We start from the raw sequence: 20,140 nt of genomic DNA, 5'->3' as shown, positions 1-20,140 counted from the left end.
CGTGAATAATAAAAAAGCCCCGTGAATACGGGGCGAAAATGCTCAAGGGCATAGCAAACTGGCAGGTGCCAGTTATCCGGCAGCAGTAAGGCTGCCGGGGGTCGAATTACACTTAATAGCCATTCATGCTATCGATCAGCTCAGGCAGGAACAGTGACACCTGAGGGACATATGTGACAATGATCAGGAAGCCCAGCAGCAGTGCGAGCCATGGCAGGGCGGCTTTAATAACCCATACCATACTCCGACCGGTAATCCCTGCCGTAACGAACAGGTTCAGACCGACAGGTGGTGTCAGCATACCGATTTCCATATTCACTACCATGATGATACCCAGGTGAATCGGATCGATACCCAGCTGAGTGGCAATCGGGAACAGAATCGGTGCCATAATCAGCAGAATTGCAGAAGGCTCCATAAAGTTACCGGCTGCCAGCAGCAGAATGTTAACGACAATCAGGAAGCCCCACGCTGGTAAACCCCAGCCGATGATGGTTTCTGCAATGGTGTGCGGAATACGTTCAGTCGTCAGCACGTGAGCGAACAGCATGGCATTAGCGATGATGAACAGCAGCATCAGGGATACTTTGGCGGCATCCAGTACTACTTTTTTAACTTCATCATCAAAGAAGGATTGAGGCAGACCAATAGAGATCTGAGCAATATTACGAACGACACAGGCTGCCATGTTTTCGCCTTCATAGCGCCATGGCTTATCTTTCAGAGGGCCCATATCACGGTAGCCAAAAACAGCCACCAGGAAGGCATATATTGCTGCTACAGCGGCTGCTTCTGTTGGAGAGGCGATACCGCCATAGATAGAGCCAAGTACAATCACGATCAGCATCAGACCGCCCATGGCAATAGCACCAGAGCGCAGCAGCGCCGGGAAGCCAGGGAATGGCTGAGACGGGAAGTTCTTAATACGGGCAACGATATAGATGGCGATCATCAGAATACCGCCCATCATCAGACCCGGAATCATACCGGCCATAAACATACGGGCGGCAGATACTTCCGTGGCTGCTGCGTATACCAGCATCACGATGGATGGCGGAATCAGAATACCCAGCGTACCGGCGTTAGCAATAACACCGGCTGCAAAGCTTTCCGGATAACCCGCACGTACCATACCGGCAATAACGATCGTACCAATCGCCGCTACGGTAGCCGGAGATGAACCGGATACTGCAGCAAACAGCATACAGGCCATAACCGATGCCATCGCCAGACCACCTTTAACGTGACCGATACTGTCGACAGCAAAGTTGATCAGACGTTTAGCCACGCCACCGGTGGATAGGAAAGCTGACGACAGAATAAAGAATGGAATCGCCAGCAGGGTGTAGTGATGAGACAAGGCTTCAAACAGTTTCAGTGATACCGAAGCCAGAGAATCATCAGAGAACATCAAAATAGTGCCGACACTGGACAGACCCAGTGCAATGGCAATTGGCATACCCAGGAAGATACAGCCAAACAGAATCAGGAAAAGTACGGCAATGGTCATTTGTCTGCTCCCTGGTTGTCAGAATTATCTTGTTTACCTGTGCCAGAAGAACGGCTGGTATCTTCAGCGGCTTTTTCGGCTTTGGCATTATCTGCTGCATCCTGAAGCTCTTCTGCCAGGTGCATACTTTCTTTACCTTCGTCTGCCAGATGGAAGCCATCCTGTTTACCGGTCATAATGCCCCAGCCCAGCTCAGCAAAGCGAATCACCAGCAATACAAAGCCTACAGGCATAATCATCATGGCCATCCACTTAGGAATAGGCAGATCTTCCATCTCAATACCGATCATATGCATCAGCTGCAGGTAATCCCATGATCCCATCAGAAACAGGCCGCAATATACAAAACACAAAGCGATTGCGATTAAACCGGCAACACGACGTAAAGGCTCTGGTAACAGCTTAACCGCCACATCAACACCGATATGAGCACCGATTCTTACCCCATATGAGGCGCCAAAGAGTACAAACCAGGCAGAGGTATACAGGGTGGCTTCCTGAATCCAGATAAGACCGGAGTTAAAGCCGAAACGCATGACCACTTCAATAAATACCAGCAGGGTCATGGCTACCAGTAAGAGAGCAACAATGTTCTCTTCAAGCTTATGAATAAAACGGACCATGATAAAACTCTTATCGTCGGTTAATCGGCTGTGCTGCAATCGGACAAGGCCAGGATGAAAGTATAAAAAGCGGCTGAGCCTGATGTCAGAATACGAGCCAGATATGTGGGGGTATCGCGCCCTGTCTGAAGCACCACCTTTCACATACCTGCCTGAGCCTGTACCCGAAAGGTGGTGTTCTCTTCTCTACGACGCGTTTACAACTTAACGACGATCAGTGCAGCATCGCCGTTTGGGTTGTTAGTTGTTTGCCTGAATGGCTGCTTCGATAACGTCTTTACCAATCTGACGCTCAAACTGTTTCCATACCGGCTTCATTGCATCCACCCATTGCTGACGCTCAGCATCCGTGATCTGCAGTACAGTAGTACGCTTGGAATCGATAATGCGCTGACGGTCGCCCATCGCTTTTTCACCAGCAACCTTGTTGCCGTGTGCAATGGCTTCATCCATCGCTGTTTTCAGTGTGCCACGAACATCGTCAGGCAGACCTTTCCAGAAACGGGTTGATGTCACGACCATGTAGTCCAGAACACCGTGGTTGGTCTCTGTCACGTAATCCTGAACCTCAAAGAATTTCTTGGAGTACAGGTTGGACCATGGGTTTTCTGCACCATCAATCGCTTTAGTCTGCAGCAGGGTAAATACTTCGGAGAAAGGCTTTTTCAGCGGAATCGCATCAACGGCTTCAAACTGAGATACCAGTACGTCAGAGGTCATGATACGGAACTTCAGACCTTCTGCGTCTGCAGGCACACGCAGAGGCTTGGAGGCGGACAGTTGCTTCATACCGTTATGAATATAACCCAGACCTGTCAGACCGCGTTTTTCCAGAGACGTCAGCAGCTTCTGACCGGTTGGGCCTTGTTGGAAACGATCTACAGCATCCATATCTTTAAACAGGAACGGCAGATCATAAACCTGCAGCTGCTTGGTGTACTTCTTGAATTTAGACAGAGACGGTGCAGCAATCTGAACATCGCCCAGCAGCATCGCTTCCAGAACCTTTCCATCACCGAACAGCTGAGAGTTCGGATAAACCTCAACATTAACCTTACCTGGCAGGCGCTGTTCAGCCAGCTCCTTGAATTTCAGAGCCATCTGGCCTTTAGGGGTATTCTCTGCAACCACGTGAGAGAATTTAATGGTGATAGGCGCTGCCAGTACGTTAGTGGCAACAGCACCGGTGGTCATGCATACAGCAAGGGTTACGGCTTTGGTCAGTTTACGCATCGATCCGACTCCAGATTGTTCTTATTTAATGCAAATGCTATGAAAAAGTGGCCGCCTGTTACGGCGGCCTCAATGCAAAGGCCAGCCCAAATGACTAAAGGCTGTGACAACAGGAATATTACAAGATGAATGCCAGTTTATTAAAATATAAATAAATTGATGTAACTGTCTGATTTTAAAAGATTATTTTTAATGTTCTGGGAGAGTAAAAACATTAGCCTGATGATGTTTTGTGCGGATGTTCGCACACAGCATATAAATAACGAGGGGATACCGCTCATCATATTGCCCTGCAGCTTAGACTAAGGTATGGATATGTCAGAATATGTTGTATGCTTTTCTGCTACTGACTGAAAAAAATGCGCTTAGTTTCCGGAAGATTCTTATAAAGTGTGCGAAAAGCCACACGTTTAATATCAGAGCACTTGAAATCCTGATCGCTATCCCCACTTTTGTTATGCATCATGGAAAACAGCGACTCTGGCTTTTGTCGGCACTTTGGTCAGGCATAAGACTGAATTCATTTATCAGAAAAAGAGTTTTTATGAGCGAACAGAACTCTGTGCAGGATCAGACGCTTCAGCCCCCGCAATGGGATCAGATTGAGACCGTACTACTGGATATGGATGGTACTCTGCTGGATCTGCATTTTGACAGCCATTTCTGGCTGGAGCATTTACCCGAGCGTTATGCCCAACTGCATAAACTGGATCAGGCCAGCGCCAGAGAACATGTTCTGACCGCCATCAGAAGTCAGCAGGGCACTCTGAACTGGTACAGTCTGGATTATTGGGCTGAGCGTTTTCAGGTGGATATTGTGGCGCTGAAAAAAGAAGTGCAGCACCTGATTGGTTTTCGCAGTGATGCCCGGCATTTGCTTGAATTTTTGCAACAGCATAAAGCCCGTGTAGTGCTGGCAACCAATTCGGACCAGCACGGCCTGAGTCTGAAACTACCACCGACAGGACTTGATCAGCTGGTGGATGATATTGTCAGTTCAGCAGACTTTGGCATTGCAAAAGAAGAACCTGAGTTCTGGAAGGCGCTGCAGAGTGTCGTGCCTTATAACCCGGAAACCACCCTGCTGATTGATGATAATGAGCAGGTACTGGATTCGGCACAGAGTTTCGGGATTCGCTACCTTTATACTATTCTGCAGCCGGATATGGCGTCGCCTGAACGAAACGTCACGCGTTATCCCGGTGTAAGAACATTTGATCAGATTACCCGCTGAGTAAAAAGTATATGAGTGAAACGACAAAGGTTCGTTTAGATAAATGGTTATGGGCAGCCCGATTCTTCAAGACCCGTGCACTGGCCAAAAAAGCGATTGAAGGCGGTAAAGTCGAGTACAACGGAGATCGTTGTAAAAGCAGTAAAATGGCAGAAATCGGTGCCATGCTGACCTTGCCTCAGGGCTGGGACAAAAAAACGATCGAAATTATAGCTTTATCGGATCAGCGTCGTGGTGCGCCGGAAGCGGCTTTGCTCTACAAGGAAACCGAAGAGAGCATTAAGAAAAGAGAATCTGAAGCGGAACGGCGTAAACTGATTCGTGCAGCACAGGAAGCACCGGATCGTCGTCCGGATAAAAAATCCCGCCGTCAGATTCATCAGTTTAAACGGGTGGATGCGGACTTTGACAGTTAAAACGAAACTGTTTGTCTTCGTGATCCTGCCAGAAGATCTGGAAACCGTTCGCGGATAAACCGTATCAACACCAGCAACGATCCGGTAAAATCCGCAGCAATCAATCTCAATAAAGGACCAGCATTTTGTCTGGTCCTTTGTGTTTTCAGCATAAACACCTGAACAGGTCTTGTTTTGTATTCTGACGCTCTGCTGGTGTGGCAGGTATTAAAAGATTGTTGAAGCAGGCTGTTCAGCTGGTCGTATTTATGATCATCTGCCACTTTCAGACAGTGGATGGGCAGACGTAAGCACAGGTTAATATATTATGAGTCAGTTCGATTTTATTCAGCGCTTTCTGATTGATCACTCTCCGGTTCGTGGGGAAGTTGTCCGATTGAAAGACAGTTTTCAGAAGGTACTGGATAAGCATGATTATCCGGCCCCGATACAAAAACAGCTCGGTGAGATGCTGGCTGCTGTTGCTCTGTTGACTGCAACAGTCAAAATAGACGGCATTCTCTCGCTGCAGGCCCGTGGTTCAGGCAGCTGTAGTCTGCTGATGGCTGAATCTAATCCGGGGGGGGACCTGAGAGCAATTGCCCGCTGGGAAGGTGATATTGGTCAGCCTGAAACACTGCAACAGCTGATGGGCAATGGTCAGCTGGTGATCACGATGGAGCCGAAAAACGGACAGCGTTATCAGGGTATTGTCTCTCTGCAAGGGGAAACGCTGGCCCACTGCCTGGAGCAGTATTTTGAGCAATCTGAGCAGCTGCCCAGCCGTTTATGGCTGAATGCAGAGCAAGGCATTGCTTCAGGCTTTATGCTACAGGCCTTGCCTTCAGAAAATACTGAACAGGATAAGGATGCCTGGGAGAGAGCTGTGAGTCTGGCGGAAACACTGACTAACGAAGAGCTGAGCACGCTGGCCTTTGAAGACCTGTTACACCGCTTATATCATCAGGAAGAGATCAGAATTTTTGATGCCAGTGCTCTGCAGTTTAACTGCACCTGTTCAGAAGACAGAGTCAAAAAAGCGATGATCAGTGTGGGTAAAGAAGAGCTGCTGGAAGTGATCGAGGAGCGTGGTAGCTTAGAGAGCCAATGTCAGTTCTGTAATACGTTGTATCGTTTTAATGCTGCGGATGTTGAAAGCATGTTTGATGATCCGGATGCGCCGTCTCCCGTACTGCACTGATCTTACTTGACCGCTTTTCTTTCTTCTGATCAGGGAAGAAAAGCGCTACTCTCTCTGCCTGTTTGCCTGTAAAAAATTAATGACAGTTTTTATTTGTTTACTGGCTGTGTGCTGGAGGCTTTTAATGTAGTCTGACTACATTACAGAGAAAAATCTTTACTTCCCGCCTATATCCTTCGGTTTTACCTGCAAAAAATGTGTCTCCGATAAATTTTTTTATCGTCGTTCACTGAACTACCTACTGTCTTGCTTTAGTAAGAATCACTACCATTTAAATATCCTGTATTGTTAATTTCTGTATTTTTAGCAATTTCCTCTAAAATCTCCTGGTAACAGCTGTGCAGGCGCATCAAGAATTTTGTTTTGTAACTGATTTTCAGAAATTTCTGCCTGAGAGGGCTTCGCAGACAGTGCTTTTTTTTGACATAATACGCGCCTAAAAAACCTCACTGGACTCGCTTGATTACTCTGTAAATCAAAGCGGTTTTCTAACCGTTTGGTACTAGTTGATCGGCTGGAGCCGAAGGACACAAGTAAATGACGACGATTGACGATAGCTCTGTAATGACTTTCACTAACCTGAGTACAGCTGAACTGGTTCAGTGCGCTGTAGAACGTAAGGAAGGTGAATTAGCCAGCAATGGAGCTCTTGTAGTTTCCACAGGCCACCGCACTGGCCGCTCTCCAATGGATCGTTTCATTGTAGAAGAGCCAAGCACTTCGGACCTGATCGATTGGGGCGCGATTAACCGCCCATTTGATTCAGCTAAGTTTGATGCACTGTGGGACCGCGTAGAAGAGTATCTGGGTCAGAAGGATACCTTCGTATCTGAGCTGCATGTTGGTGCCGATCCTGAGCATTATCTGCCGATCCGTGTTACCACTGAAACTGCGTGGCACAACCTGTTTGGCCGCACTCTGTTTGTTCGTCCTGAGCAATTCAACCCTAAAACCAAGGGTGAATGGCAGATCATGAACGCACCTTATTTTGTGTGCGAGCCTGAGCGTGATGGCACAAACTCTGACGGCGCTGTAATTATTAACTTTGCAAAGCGCAAAGTTCTGCTGGCTGGCATGCAGTATGCTGGCGAGATGAAAAAAGCGATGTTCTCAGTACAGAACTTCCTGCTGCCTGAGAAAGATGTTCTGCCAATGCACTGCTCTGCAAACGTTGGTGAAGATGGAGAAACCACTCTGTTCTTTGGTCTGTCCGGTACGGGTAAGACCACTCTGTCTGCTGACCCTGAGCGTTTCCTGATTGGTGACGACGAGCACGGCTGGGGTAAAGGTGTTGTATTCAACATCGAAGGCGGTTGCTACGCAAAATGTATCGACCTGTCTCAGAAAAACGAGCCAGTAATCTGGGATGCGATTAAATTCGGTGCCGTACTGGAAAACGTTGTTCTGGATAGCAACAAAACACCGGATTACACCGACGTAAGCAAAACTCAGAATACTCGTGCAGCTTATCCTCTGGAGCACATCGAGAAGCGTGTTCTGGAAAACCGTGCTGGTGAGCCAAAAGCGATCGTATTCCTGACCTGTGACCTGACCGGTGTTCTGCCTCCTGTGTCTGTTCTGTCTAAAGAAGCAGCGGCTTACCACTTCCTGTCTGGTTACACAGCTCTGGTTGGCTCTACAGAAATGGGGTCTGGCGGCGGCATTAAGTCGACGTTCTCTACCTGTTTCGGCGCACCTTTCTTCCCACGCCCGGCAGCAGAATATGCTGACCTGCTGATCAAGCGTATCGAAGAATTCGGTTCTAAAGTTTACCTGGTGAACACTGGCTGGACCGGTGGTTCTTACGGTGAAGGTGAGCGTTTCAGCATCCCAACAACCCGTGGCATCATCTCTGCAATTCAGAGCGGTGCACTGGAAGACGTTCAGACGATTGAACTGGATGGCATCAACCTGGCAGTACCTGCAGAGGTTCCTGGTGTTGATACTAACCTGCTGCAGCCTCGTGGCACTTGGGCAAACCCGGAAGCTTACGATGCACAGGCTAAAGAACTGGCAGCGAAATTCGTTGAGAACTTCAAGAAATTTGAAGGTGTTGACGAAGCAATTATCGCGGCAGGTCCTCAGCTGTAAGATTGCATATCTCTGATGCTCAAATATTGAGTATCAAAGGGATAATAAAAAGCCGGAATCTGAGCAATCAGATTCCGGCTTTTTTGTGTCTGTTTAACCACTCGGTATTAAACCGATTTGGTTAACATTTCATAGTAAAGTGTTAACCCAATATTAGAGAATAGGCAAGCTTGTTGCTATTTAGTTCTCAGAGTCTAATATTCAATTATGCATCGCTATTTTCTTGAGGCACCCTAAGTTCGCAATGCTTTGCTAACTTAGCATTATCCAATGTTCTTTTGTTTATCCTTATGTGTGATAGCAACCACTGCTCACATAGATATTTATCTTCTTCTGACTTTGGATTATCTGGCCCAAGGTGCTTTCTGAGTTTGGTCTGAGCCGATGAATATATCACCATTAGCTTGTCATTTTTATAATTGGCGGGTTGATAAGCATAGTTATGATAGTAAAAACTATTAAGATCAAAACCAGTATTACTAATGAGTTTTTCTTGAATGACCTTAGTGCTCATAAGCTCGTGCGGTACGCAAGATGCCAGACAGTACATAACTTGATCCAGAATAAACAGATCGGATGGTTTGTATTCAAAACCATAGGTACCATAGCGATTGTTAGGATCACCGAAGTAACCAACGCGCCTGAGGAATTCATCAAGGGTGATTTCTGTCCAGTGGGCAGATTTGTATTTAGGCTCAGACAAGATTAGGCTAAGTTTTTCCCCCGGACGAAAAACTTGGACTTCCCCTTCTTTAACAAAGTTCTTTGCAACCGAGTAAAGCTCACTTAGATCATGGCCTAAGCCTCCTGTCTGTTTTCCCTTGTCATTTAATTCGACTAACTTTTGATAATTGAGCAGAAGTATCGCCTTCAGTGTTTTTTCCAAAGCCTGAGCCGCATTCCAATAAAATTGGCGGAACATTTTATTTTGCAGGAGCAAACGGGCAGAAGCGTAGTCCTCGATTGCTGTCTCAATGAAAAACTCAGTAATAACATCTTTGGCGAAAGAGTTAAGGCTGATCCACTGATCTGGTGTTAATTTGCTATAGTCGATTCCATCGCTATTTGGTTGAGAGCCAACAGACTGCTTCATTAAGTCTACCCACGCTTATTAATTAAGATATCCTAATTATCTCATGCCCAGTATTCAAACCAAACCCGTGACATAGAATAGCCCGGCTGAAGTCCACTGCCCCCCAATAGCATCAGGTCATTTTTTTTAAAATCACACAGGTGAAAGTCAGTCTGGGGCATCAGACTGACTTGGTAAAAGTGTAAACTGTTTTGCGGGTTAACAGAATTCTTGCAAAGTGTTAACCAAAATTGTCACACCCCCCCCCCGATTTGTCCAGCTTCCCGCCCGTGGAACATAAGTTTAGTTAACGCTTCTCTGGGGAAATGTTAACCAGCTACAGTAATCCACTAAAACCAGTGCTATCAGCTGAAAGGTTTTGTTTTATCTGATGAATTGTTGCACGAAGAGGTATGCGGATGAGGTGCAGTTTTGTCTTTTGGGCTGATTTCGCCTCATCATGTTGATGAGGCGAAGTCGGTAATTATTTGGAGGGTCAGTCTTCGTTTGAAGGGAGTTTTGTCCTTTTACTCATGCACTTTATGCACAGCATTCTGCCATTGAGCATACAGTTCATCGCGACGTTCTTTGGTCATTTCAGGAGAGAAACGTTTATCGCAATGCCAGAGTTCCTGCAGTTCTTCCAGTGATGAGTAGATACCTGCCTGTAATCCGGCCAGGTAAGCCGCACCCAGCGCGGTGGTTTCAATCACTTCCGGGCGGTCTACATGGGCACCCAGGATATCAGACAGGAACGTCAGTACCCAGTTATTGGCTACCATGCCGCCATCAACACGAAGTGTCGTTGGACGAACACCGTCGTTTTCCATCGCTTTCTGCAGGTCTTTGGTCTGATAGCAAACCGATTGCAGGCCTGCGGTTACTATCTCTTTAATTCCGGTATCACGGGTCAGGCCAAAGATAGCGCCACGGGCATTCGGGTTCCAGTAAGGAGCGCCCAGGCCGGTAAAGGCCGGAACCATAAATACGCCATGGTCGTCCGGGGTTTGCTCCGCCAGAGATTCCGTTTCTCCGGCATCACTGATCAGTTTCAGGCCGTCACGAATCCACTGGATAGCTGCTCCGGCAATAAAGATACTACCTTCCAGCGCATAGGTGGGTTTGCCATTCAGGCGATAAGCGACGGTAGTTAGCAGACGGTTTTCCGATTTCAGAGCTTTTTCACCGGTATTCAGAATCAGGAAGCAGCCTGTGCCGTATGTGCTTTTGGCCATACCTTCGGTAAAACAGGTCTGACCGAACAGGGCGGCTTGCTGGTCTCCGGCGATGCCCTGTACCGGGATAGAGGCTCCCAGTAATTCTGCTTCGGTTTCACCGAAATCAGCGGCAGAATCCATCACCTCTGGCAGCATGGCTTCTGGTACCTCAAACAGTTCCAGCAGCTCTTTATCCCAGCACTGTTCATGGATGTTAAACAGCATGGTACGGGAAGCGTTCGTGGCGTCGGTTCTGTGGACTTTACCGCCGGTCAGATGCCAGAGCAGGAAGCTGTCTACCGTGCCGAACAACAGTTCGCCATTAGCGGCTTTTTCTCGTGCTCCGGGTGTTTGCTCCAGAATCCAGCGCAGTTTGGTTGCAGAGAAGTAAGGATCGATCAGCAGGCCGGTTTTCTGGGTAACTTTATCTTCCAGACCCTCGGCGTTGAGCTGTTCGCAGTACTTTGCTGTACGGCGGTCCTGCCAGACAATGGCGTTGTAGATCGCTTTACCGGTGTGTTTGTCCCAGACGAGCGTTGTTTCCCGCTGGTTGGTAATGCCAATCGATAATATTTCCTGTGCACTGATATTGTTGTCAGTCATCACCTGACGACAGGTCTCAAGCACGGTATTCCATAAGTCTTCGGGGTTATGTTCTACCCAGCCATCCTCAGGGAAATACTGAGGGAATTCCTTCTGAGCGGCGGCGTGTACCCGGCCTTCCCGAGTAAATAAGATAGCTCGGGAACTGGTTGTTCCCTGGTCGATAGACAAAATGTAACCGGACATGAACATAACCTTTGTTGTTTTTTCATGATGTTCAGAATTTTTCGATAATGCACTATTTTGAAAAAACAGGCAATAAACGAACATGCTGTAACCGCCATCAGTGCGGGTTATATACGATCTGATAAGCGTCTGACGTTAACAGATTATGGCTGGATTATGGGATAATGGCGCAGCATTCATCGGGAATTACCGGGAGCTTGAAATACTCATGTCGCAGAATCGACGCCATCATCAGATTCTGGAGCTTATCCAGCAAAAAGGTTTTGTCAGCATAGATGAACTGGTTGATCATTTTCAGGTGACGCCCCAGACCATACGCCGGGACCTGAACCAGTTAGCCAGCGAAAATCATATTCGCCGCCATCACGGTGGTGCGGGCGTCGAATCCAGCACAGTAAATGCGTCCTATCAGTCGCGCAAAATCATGAATCTGGCTGCGAAAGAGCGTATTGCTCAGGAGCTGGTGCGTATGATTCCCGACGGTGCGTCTCTGTTTATCAATATTGGCACTACCACAGAAACCATCGCTAAGGCGCTGTTAAACCACAGAGATCTGAAAGTGGTGACGAACAATATCCATGTTGCTTCGATCCTGTCTTCTAAAGAGGACTTTACTGTGATCATCGCGGCAGGTGAAGTCCGACACAGAGATGGTGGTATTATCGGTGAAGCCACCTGCGATTTTATCAGCCAGTTTCAGATGGACTACGGCATTATCGGTATCAGTGGTATCAGTAAAGACGGTTCTTTACTGGACTTTGATTATCGGGAAGTAAAAGTTGCCCAGGCGATTATTGAACACTCCCGTAGTGTCATTCTGGCGGTGGATCATTCTAAATTTGGTCGCAGTGCTATGGTTAAGCAGGGCAATATTTCACAGATCAGTCATCTGTATACCGACAGTCAGCCGCCTGAAGAGATTGTAGAGATTCTGCACAACAACGATATCAGTATGCATATTGTCTGATGTTCTGTTATCTGATGCGGTTCTGATTCTGCTTTTATTGATCATTGCATTACCTGAATCTGAATCGCGCAGACAGGCCCCTGGTTATATCTTTTGCCCCCTCCCCTTTTCTATGGCTCTTCTCTTTCTATGAGTGCTGAATCCCAGGATGTTTTATTCTGAACTTTTAGTTTGGTAACGTCCCGTTTTTCCTCTGTTTTTCCTGTTCTGTAAGACTTCTTATCTTTTTTCGTCGTCATTCTGTCATCAGATGAACGTAAAATTATTTTCGTTTTTTGTTGATTTGTTTCGTTTTCGAACGCTATAGTTGTTCGAAACGAACATTATGCCCCGAATGACAGATCGGAATACCAGAGGTGTGATCAGTCACATAAATGAGCCCCCTGGTATCACGACGAGGAGAAAACGACGATGGCTCTCAGGCAGGAAATCTATGATTTACTGGTGATTGGTGGTGGTGTTAACGGTGTCGGAATCGCAGCAGATGCCGCCGGACGAGGCCTGAGTGTCGCCTTGTGTGAGATGAATGATCTGGCATCAGCCACTTCATCTAACAGCAGTAAACTGATTCATGGTGGTTTACGCTACCTGGAATACTATGAGTTCCGCCTGGTACGTGAAGCGCTGGCTGAACGCGAAGTGCTGCTGAAAAATGCACCGCACATTATGTGGCCTCTGCGTTTTCGTTTGCCTCATCGTCCCCATCTTCGTCCGGCACTGATGATACGTGCGGGTCTGTTTCTGTATGACCATCTGGCCAAACGTGTCACCTTACCGGCTTCAGAAGGTATTAAGTTCGGGGCAGACAGCGCTCTGATACCTGAGATTAAGAAAGGCTTCGAATACTCTGATGGCTGGGTGGATGATGCCCGGTTAGTGATCCTGAACGCTATGATGGCGCAGGAAAAGGGTGCGGATATTCTCACACGTACAAAATGCCTTAAAGCGCGCCGTGAAGGTGATTTCTGGCGGATTCAGCTGCAGGATACCCTGAGCGGTGATATCCATGATGTGAAGACGCGTGCAGTTGTGAATGCCGGTGGCCCCTGGGTATCCAGTCTGTTTGATGACACTATGGAACAGAAAGCCCCAAAAAGCATCCGTCTGGTGAAAGGCAGTCATATTATTGTGCCTAAGATCCATAATGAGTCTCAGGCGTATATTCTGCAGAACGAAGATGGTCGTATCGTCTTTGTGATTCCTTACGAAGATGATTTCTCTCTGATTGGTACGACTGATGTCGAGTATCAGGGCGATCCATCCAGAGTGACCATTGATCAGGATGAAATTGATTATCTGGTGGCTGTGACCAATGCTCACTTTAAGACAAAAGTGCAGGCCAGTGGTGTCGTCCACAGCTACTCCGGTGTACGTCCGTTAATGGATGATGAAGCGGCTGATGCTAAAGCCGTCACCCGTGACTACACCTTTGAGGTGGATGCGCCGGATAACAGAACGCCTTTGCTGTCGGTGTTCGGTGGCAAGATTACCACTTATCGCAAACTGGCTCAGGCAGCAGTGGATAAGCTGTGTGAGTTTTTCCCGAAAGCCGGTGCAGCCTGGACTGCAGATACCCCTATGCCAGGTGGCAATTTTATCTCCCAGAGCGGTCTGCTACAGCAGTTTAATCGTCAGTACCCCTGGCTGGAAACCGGGCTGGCACAGCGCTATGTGCGCACTTACGGCACGCTAACAGAAAAGCTGCTGGAGGGTTGTTCCCAGATGGAAGATCTGGGAGAGCACTTTGGTAAAGGCCTGTATGCTGCAGAAGTGAATTATCTGATCCGTTCAGAATGGGCGCTGACGACAGAAGATATTGTCTGGCGACGTACCAAACTGGGACTCTGGTTAAAAGATGAACAGCTGGATCAGCTGAAAGCCTACCTGGAGCAGTCTCCAGAGGTAAAAAAGCCCTCTGCCTCTGAACACAGTAATCGTTCAGAGAAGGCGGCCTGACAGTACAGATGACTTAACTCATCACGGATAAAAAATAACCCGTTTCTGTTGTTGATAACCGGTATCAGCCTGAGTTTCAGGCTGAGGGCCTCTTACGCTCTGAATTCTGCCCAGAATCACTTTTGATTCACTTACAGAATTGAATCGTACAGACAGAAGCGGGAGACAGACAGGCAAACACGATCAACCTGAAATAAGAGAAATAAAGGCAGGTGAAATATGTCGGATTTACATCGTTCTGAACCCATTCGGGTTGCTATCAATGGTTTTGGTCGCATTGGCCGTAATGTACTGAGAGCCTTGTATGAAGGCGGTTATCGTGATCGCATTCAGGTGGTGGGGATTAATGATCTGGGGGATGCCGAGATCAATGCTCACCTGATTCGCTTCGACTCTGTGCATGGTCCTTTTCAGGCTGACGTATCCTGTAAGCAGGATGCTCTGGTGGTGAATGACGATGTGATTCGCATCTGCTCTGAGCGTAATCCGGCTGATCTGCCCTGGGCAGAGTTAAACGTGGATATCGTTTACGAATGTACCGGCATCTTTACCAGCAAAGAAAAAGCCTCAGCGCACATTGAAGCCGGTGCCGCCAAAGTGATTATTTCTGCTCCGGCCAGTGGTGTCGATGCGACGGTAGTTTACGGTATTAACCACAACCAGCTGACATCTGATCATCAGGTGATCTCTAATGCCTCCTGTACCACGAACTGTCTGGCTCCGGTGGCGAAACCGTTGCATGACGCCATTGGTATCGAAAGTGGCCTGATGACTACGATTCATGCCTACACCAACGATCAGAGTCTGAGTGATGTGTACCATTCTGATCCTTACCGGGCCCGCTCTGCTACCCAGTCTATGATTCCGACTCAAACCGGTGCAGCAGCAGCAGTCGGTCTGGTCCTGCCTGAGCTGAATGGTCGTCTGGATGGTATGGCGGTACGTGTGCCTGTGATCAATGTATCCGTGGTTGATCTGAATTTTGTTGCCAGCCGGGATACCAGCGTAGAAGAAGTGAATGCGGTGATTCAGGAAGCGGCTCAGGGACAACTGAAAGGCATTCTGGAAGTGAATAATCTGCCCCTCGTTTCCTGTGATTTTAACCATAATCCGGCATCCTCAGTATTTGATCTGAGCCAGACTCGGGTGAATGGCCGTCTGGTAAAAGTGATGTCCTGGTATGACAACGAGTGGGGCTTCTCAAATCGTATGCTGGATAACACTCTGGTACTGGCGGCACTGCTCTGATGTTTTCATGATGTTGTAACGCTTCTCATGCCGGAGCTCGTGTAACCTCCCCGCGCTCATTGGGCTCCGGCTTTTTTAAGGATTTAATCACCGGTATTTCGCCGGTACAGGCCGTGTTATGCAACGCAGAACAAAAATTGTCGCTACCCTTGGACCTGCCACCAGTTCACCTGAAGCCATTGAACAGCTGGTACTGGCAGGCGTGAATGTGGTCCGCCTGAACTTCTCCCATGGTTGTGCTCAGGATCATCAGCAAAGAGCTGAACTGGTGCGTCAGCTGGCGAAAAAACATGGTCGTTTTGTCGCGATTCTGGGGGACCTGCAAGGCCCTAAGATTCGTATTGCCCGTTTTAAACAACAAAAAATTCAGTTACAGGAAGGTCAGCCATTTATTCTGGATGCTGCACTGGATTCTGATGCCGGTGATGAACACAGAGTAGGAATCGATTACAAGGCGCTGGTGAGTGATAGTCAGCCTGGCGATATTCTGTTGCTGGATGATGGCCGTGTTGAACTGGAAGTTAACACGGTACGTGGGCAGGAGATTCATTGCTCCGTACGGGTAGCCGGTCCTTTATCCAACAATAAAGGTATTAACCGGCAAGGTGGCGGTTTATCAGCATCTGCGCTAACGGATAAAGATAAGCAGGATATCCGCACAGCCGCCGAACTGGAGGTGGATTATCTGGCGGTGTCTTTCCCTCGCAGTGGCGACGATATTGAATACGCCCGTCGTCTGTTACGGGAAGCCGGTGGTGAAGGGGGGCTGATTGCCAAGATTGAGCGGGCGGAAGCGGTCAGTGATACCGATGTGCTGGATGGCATTATCGCTGCCTCTGATGGGGTGATGGTCGCCCGTGGTGATCTGGGAGTCGAGATCGGGGATGCGGAACTGATCGGGGTACAGAAACACATTATCGAACGGGCCAGAAGCCTCAATCGGGTGGTGATTACCGCCACTCAGATGATGGAATCCATGATCACCAGTCCTATGCCCACTCGGGCAGAGGTATTTGATGTAGCTAATGCGGTACTGGATGGCACTGATGCCGTGATGCTGTCGGCGGAAACTGCCACCGGTGATTATCCTGTGCAGACGGTTGAAGCGATGGCTCGGGTGATTCTGGGTGCGGAAAAACATCCTTCCAACCACCGTTCGAAACATCGTATTAATGAAGATTTTGAAGACGTGGATGAAACCATCGCGTTGTCGGCGATGTATGCCGCTAATCATCTGAGAGGTGTGACGGCGATTATCTGTATGACTGAGACCGGAGCCACGCCTCTGCTGATGTCCCGTATTCGTTCAGAGCAGCCTATTTTTGCTTTTTCCCGTCACCCGCATACCCAGCGCAAAGTGGCGATTTACCGTGGTGTGAAAACGGTGCCTTTCCACAGTGAAGATATTCCTAACGAACAGATCAACCAGCGGGCAGTGGATGAACTGCTGCGCCGTGGAGTGGTGCAGGAAGGGGACAGGGTGATTATTACTAAAGGGGATTATATCAATGCCCAGGGCGGCACCAATACCATGAAAGTGGTGCGTGTCAGCCAGAATATCGCCTGATAGGTCTTATATTTACAGTACCTTACTTAGTCCGGGTCTGAATCACCTGTGGCTGAGCAGGGTGCTTCCGATGTCGTCGGAGCAGCGCTTGTCACGGCTCTTAAATTAGTAAGGTTTTGCAGACGTTAAGTGAGGTTTTCGTCTTCAGAATCCAGCTGAGTGTGTGAGTGTATGCTCATTTACTCCGGCCAGTCTGGCCGGAGCTTTTTTCTGCATTTTCCTGTTACCAGCCTATCGCTTCTGTGTCTGTCTATCTATGGTATCTGCATCTGCCGTGCTGTAGCGGCAGGCCAGGTTATCGATAATCTTTAAATGCTTCAAACACCATATCACTGAATAAGCTTATTTTGCGGCTGTTGCGGGCATCCGGCAGGGTAATAAACCAGATTGGTGCTTCACTGGGACTTAATACACCGGGCAGAATTTCAACCAGACGGCCTTCAGCCAGCTCCTGGCAGATAGCCAGACGGGATTTAACGGCGACCCCTATACCCTGCAAGGCGGCTTCGGTCAGTGAGTCGGAATGAGTCATCAGAATATTACGTTCCGTCACCAGCTGACGAATTGCCCCTGTTTTATCTTTCAGAGAAAATCGAGTCTGCCAGGGCAGACACACCCAGGGCACACTTTCCAGATCATTAATACACTGAGGTGTGCCGATACGCTCCAGCAGTTCAGGGGATGCGCAGATCAGACGATCATTATCACAGATACGACGGGCCACCAGAGAACTATCGGGTAAACGACCGACCCGAATAGCGCAGTCCTGACCTTCTTCTGCCAGGGGAACAAAATTATCTGCCGTGGAAAACTCCAGCGAAAGCCTGGGGTGTTTTTCCTGAAACTCTGGCAGATTGGGCAGAATAAAGCGGGTCAGAATCCAGGGTGACAGCGTCACTCGCAAGTGGCCCTTAATTGTTCTGGAGCAGGCTCCGGCTTCCATTTCAGCCTGATGTAAATCTTCCAGAATCCGCTCTATCTTTTCCAGGAAAATACTGCCTTCATCCGTAAGAGTAAAAAAGCGGCTATTACGATGGAATAGCACCAGTTTCAGTGCTTTCTCCAGTTTAGAAATACGATGACTGGTCGTCGCAGCAGAGATGCCCAGGTGGTGGGCTGCCGCGGTAATACCACCCCGGCGGGCAACTGCAACAAAGGTTTCCAGTTCAGCAATACTGTACATGATATCGATGCTCGTTCGAAAATTTCTAATGCTGGTTTTAGTTTTTAACCTATTTCAATTGAAAAAATCAAACCATAGAATGTCTCCCATCATCAAATCAGAGGTCATCAGATTATGAGTACAACAGATAACGGATATCAGCCACCTGAAGTGTGGACCTGGGACCAGGGAAATGGTGGCGAGTGGGCCAGTATCAATCGCCCGATTGCCGGAGCCACTCATGAAAAAGAATTACCCATAGGTAAGCACCCTTTACAGCTGTATTCGCTGGCAACGCCGAATGGCCAGAAAGTCACCATTATGCTGGAGGAACTGCTGGCAGCGGGAGAGCAGGGCGCAGAATATGATGCTCACCTGATTAAAATTGGTGAGGGAGATCAGTTCTCCAGTGGTTTTGTTAATGTGAATCCGAACTCAAAAATTCCGGCTCTGCTGGATCGTTCAGGTGATGAAGCTGTACGTGTGTTTGAGTCCGGACATATTCTGATGTACCTGGCCGAGAAATTCGGACGCTTTCTGCCAGAAGACCCGTTGAAGAAAACAGAGGCGTTGAACTGGCTGTTCTGGTTACAGGGCTCTGCGCCATATCTGGGCGGTGGCTTTGGCCATTTCTATCACTATGCACCGGTTAAAATTGAATACGCCATTGACCGTTTTGCTATGGAAACCAAGCGTCAGCTGGATCTGCTGGATAAAACACTGGCTGATCGCGCTTATATTGCCGGTGATGAGTACACCATTGCCGATATGGCTATCTGGCCCTGGTATGGTGGCCTGGCGCGTGGTGTTCAGTACGGTAACTCAGGCACCTTCCTGGATGTTAAATCCTATCAGCATCTGCAACGCTGGACAGAAGAAGTGGGTGCTCGCCCTGCAGTACAGCGTGGGCGTATCGTTAATCGTACCTGGGGAGAAGCGGATGAGCAGCTGGCAGAGCGTCATGATGCCTCCGATTTTGATCATCTGAACCGATCCTGAGCCAGATAACTGTCCCCGGATAACTGTCTGTAACAGGGCTGATCTGATCAGCCCTGGTTGAAGCCCCCGCTATTTATTACCTGATTATTTTGAATTCTGGTCCACCCGGATCGACAGAATCGATCCCGGCTGTCTGAAAAACAGTTTTTATACTGACAAAGTGAGTATCTGAATATGATTAAGTTTTATTTCCACCCGACACCTAACCCGATGAAAATCGCTCTGATGCTGGAAGAAACCGGGCTGGATTACACCCTGGTGCCAGTGGATACTTTTAAAGGTGAGCAACATGCTCCAGAGTTTCTGAAAATAAATCCCAATGCCAAAGTTCCCGCTATTGATGATGACGGCACTATCGTTTTTGATTCCAATGCGATCTTGCTGTATCTGGCAGAAAAAAGCGGCCAGTTACTGGGTAAGCCAGAGGAGAGAGGTGAGTTGTTATCCTGGCTGATGTTTGTGGCAACAGGACTGGGACCTTTTTCTGGTCAGGCTGTGCATTTTCAGCATATGGCACCAGAAGAGTTACCTTATGCAGTAAACCGCTATCGCAAAGAAGTGCAGCGCCATTACCGTATTCTGGATAACCGACTGGCTGAGCGCCAGTATCTGATTAATGATAGCTATAGCATTGCGGATATTGCGGCCTGGGGCTGGATCGACCGGGCCGGGCGTGTGCTGGGTGAAAATGAACTGGCGCAATATCCGAACCTGAAGCGCTGGTTTGATGAGGTGAACAGCCGTCCGGCAGTAGCCAGAGCACGTCAGGTCGGGCAGGACCACAGCTTTAAAACGACTGCGGATGAAGAAACCTTGCGTGCATTATTGCCTCAGAACTATTGATCGGATCGTAGCGATAATTAATTGTTTTTAAGG

16 protein-coding genes are annotated in these 20,140 nt (G+C 48.3%); 10 read left to right on the top strand and 6 right to left on the bottom strand.

The window, feature by feature from the left end; all coding sequences use genetic code 11:
• Positions 1-112: 112 nt before the first annotated feature.
• The 3 genes from H4O21_RS00675 to H4O21_RS00665 all read right to left on the bottom strand — a co-directional run bounded on the left by H4O21_RS00675 (position 113) and on the right by H4O21_RS00665 (position 3,366).
• Entirely contained in the window at positions 113-1,510 is a 1,398-nt protein-coding gene (locus tag H4O21_RS00675) for a TRAP transporter large permease (protein WP_182806888.1), read from the bottom strand.
• Complete coding sequence (locus H4O21_RS00670; protein WP_182806887.1) at positions 1,507-2,133, bottom strand: TRAP transporter small permease; 627 nt, start codon at positions 2,131-2,133, stop codon at positions 1,507-1,509. Before H4O21_RS00670 ends, H4O21_RS00675 begins: the two co-directional genes overlap by 4 nt.
• A 240-nt stretch (positions 2,134-2,373) precedes the next feature.
• Positions 2,374-3,366: a TRAP transporter substrate-binding protein gene (locus tag H4O21_RS00665; protein WP_182806886.1), complete on the bottom strand. Its 993-nt coding sequence runs from the start codon at positions 3,364-3,366 to the stop codon at positions 2,374-2,376.
• Positions 3,367-3,910: 544 nt separating this feature from the next.
• On the opposite strand from H4O21_RS00665, the gene yrfG reads away from it, so the two are divergent.
• The 4 genes from yrfG to H4O21_RS00645 all read left to right on the top strand — a co-directional run bounded on the left by yrfG (position 3,911) and on the right by H4O21_RS00645 (position 8,287).
• Positions 3,911-4,600 (top strand): GMP/IMP nucleotidase, encoded by a 690-nt coding sequence (gene yrfG, locus H4O21_RS00660; RefSeq protein WP_182806885.1) that lies wholly within the window; start codon positions 3,911-3,913, stop codon positions 4,598-4,600.
• An 11-nt stretch (positions 4,601-4,611) separates the two neighbouring features.
• Positions 4,612-5,016 (top strand): ribosome-associated heat shock protein Hsp15, encoded by a 405-nt coding sequence (gene hslR, locus H4O21_RS00655; protein WP_182806884.1) that lies wholly within the window; start codon positions 4,612-4,614, stop codon positions 5,014-5,016.
• A gap of 307 nt (positions 5,017-5,323) precedes the next feature.
• A complete protein-coding gene (gene hslO, locus H4O21_RS00650) occupies positions 5,324-6,196 on the top strand; it encodes an Hsp33 family molecular chaperone HslO (protein ID WP_182806883.1) in 873 nt (290 codons plus the stop codon).
• A 537-nt stretch (positions 6,197-6,733) separates the two neighbouring features.
• Positions 6,734-8,287: a phosphoenolpyruvate carboxykinase gene (locus tag H4O21_RS00645; RefSeq protein ID WP_182806881.1), complete on the top strand. Its 1,554-nt coding sequence runs from the start codon at positions 6,734-6,736 to the stop codon at positions 8,285-8,287.
• Positions 8,288-8,492: 205 nt separating this feature from the next.
• Here H4O21_RS00645 and H4O21_RS00640 read toward each other — a convergent pair whose 3' ends face one another.
• Positions 8,493-9,380, bottom strand: coding sequence for a HEPN domain-containing protein (locus H4O21_RS00640; protein WP_182806880.1), 888 nt, complete (start codon positions 9,378-9,380; stop codon positions 8,493-8,495).
• Between the two features lie 506 nt (positions 9,381-9,886).
• The gene (gene glpK / locus H4O21_RS00635; RefSeq protein ID WP_182806879.1) at positions 9,887-11,365 is read right to left on the bottom strand and encodes a glycerol kinase GlpK; all 1,479 of its coding nucleotides are present in this window, start codon (positions 11,363-11,365) and stop codon (positions 9,887-9,889) included.
• A gap of 208 nt (positions 11,366-11,573) precedes the next feature.
• On the opposite strand from glpK, the gene H4O21_RS00630 reads away from it, so the two are divergent.
• From H4O21_RS00630 to pyk, 4 genes are all read left to right on the top strand, one after another.
• A complete protein-coding gene (locus H4O21_RS00630) occupies positions 11,574-12,332 on the top strand; it encodes a DeoR/GlpR family transcriptional regulator (RefSeq protein ID WP_182806878.1) in 759 nt (252 codons plus the stop codon).
• A gap of 411 nt (positions 12,333-12,743) precedes the next feature.
• Positions 12,744-14,288 (top strand): glycerol-3-phosphate dehydrogenase, encoded by a 1,545-nt coding sequence (gene glpD / locus H4O21_RS00625; protein ID WP_182806877.1) that lies wholly within the window; start codon positions 12,744-12,746, stop codon positions 14,286-14,288.
• A 219-nt stretch (positions 14,289-14,507) separates the two neighbouring features.
• The gene (gene gap, locus H4O21_RS00620; protein WP_182806876.1) at positions 14,508-15,536 is read left to right on the top strand and encodes a type I glyceraldehyde-3-phosphate dehydrogenase; all 1,029 of its coding nucleotides are present in this window, start codon (positions 14,508-14,510) and stop codon (positions 15,534-15,536) included.
• Between the two features lie 118 nt (positions 15,537-15,654).
• A complete protein-coding gene (pyk, locus tag H4O21_RS00615) occupies positions 15,655-17,103 on the top strand; it encodes a pyruvate kinase (protein ID WP_182806875.1) in 1,449 nt (482 codons plus the stop codon).
• 295 nt (positions 17,104-17,398) lie between these two features.
• Here the strand turns inward: pyk and H4O21_RS00610 are convergent, their stop codons facing one another.
• Entirely contained in the window at positions 17,399-18,286 is an 888-nt protein-coding gene (locus H4O21_RS00610) for a LysR family transcriptional regulator (protein WP_182806874.1), read from the bottom strand.
• A 114-nt stretch (positions 18,287-18,400) separates the two neighbouring features.
• On the opposite strand from H4O21_RS00610, the gene yghU reads away from it, so the two are divergent.
• A complete protein-coding gene (yghU, locus tag H4O21_RS00605; protein WP_182806873.1) occupies positions 18,401-19,264 on the top strand; it encodes a glutathione-dependent disulfide-bond oxidoreductase in 864 nt (287 codons plus the stop codon).
• A 174-nt stretch (positions 19,265-19,438) separates the two neighbouring features.
• The gene (locus H4O21_RS00600; RefSeq protein WP_182806872.1) at positions 19,439-20,107 is read left to right on the top strand and encodes a glutathione S-transferase family protein; all 669 of its coding nucleotides are present in this window, start codon (positions 19,439-19,441) and stop codon (positions 20,105-20,107) included.
• The last annotated feature ends 33 nt before the right edge of the window (positions 20,108-20,140 follow it).

The organism is Oceanospirillum sediminis, assembly GCF_014164585.1.
Lineage (GTDB): Bacteria > Pseudomonadota > Gammaproteobacteria > Pseudomonadales > Halomonadaceae > Oceanospirillum > Oceanospirillum sediminis.
Note: the sequence above shows the minus strand (reverse complement) of the source record. Positions and strands in the feature narration are given on the sequence as shown.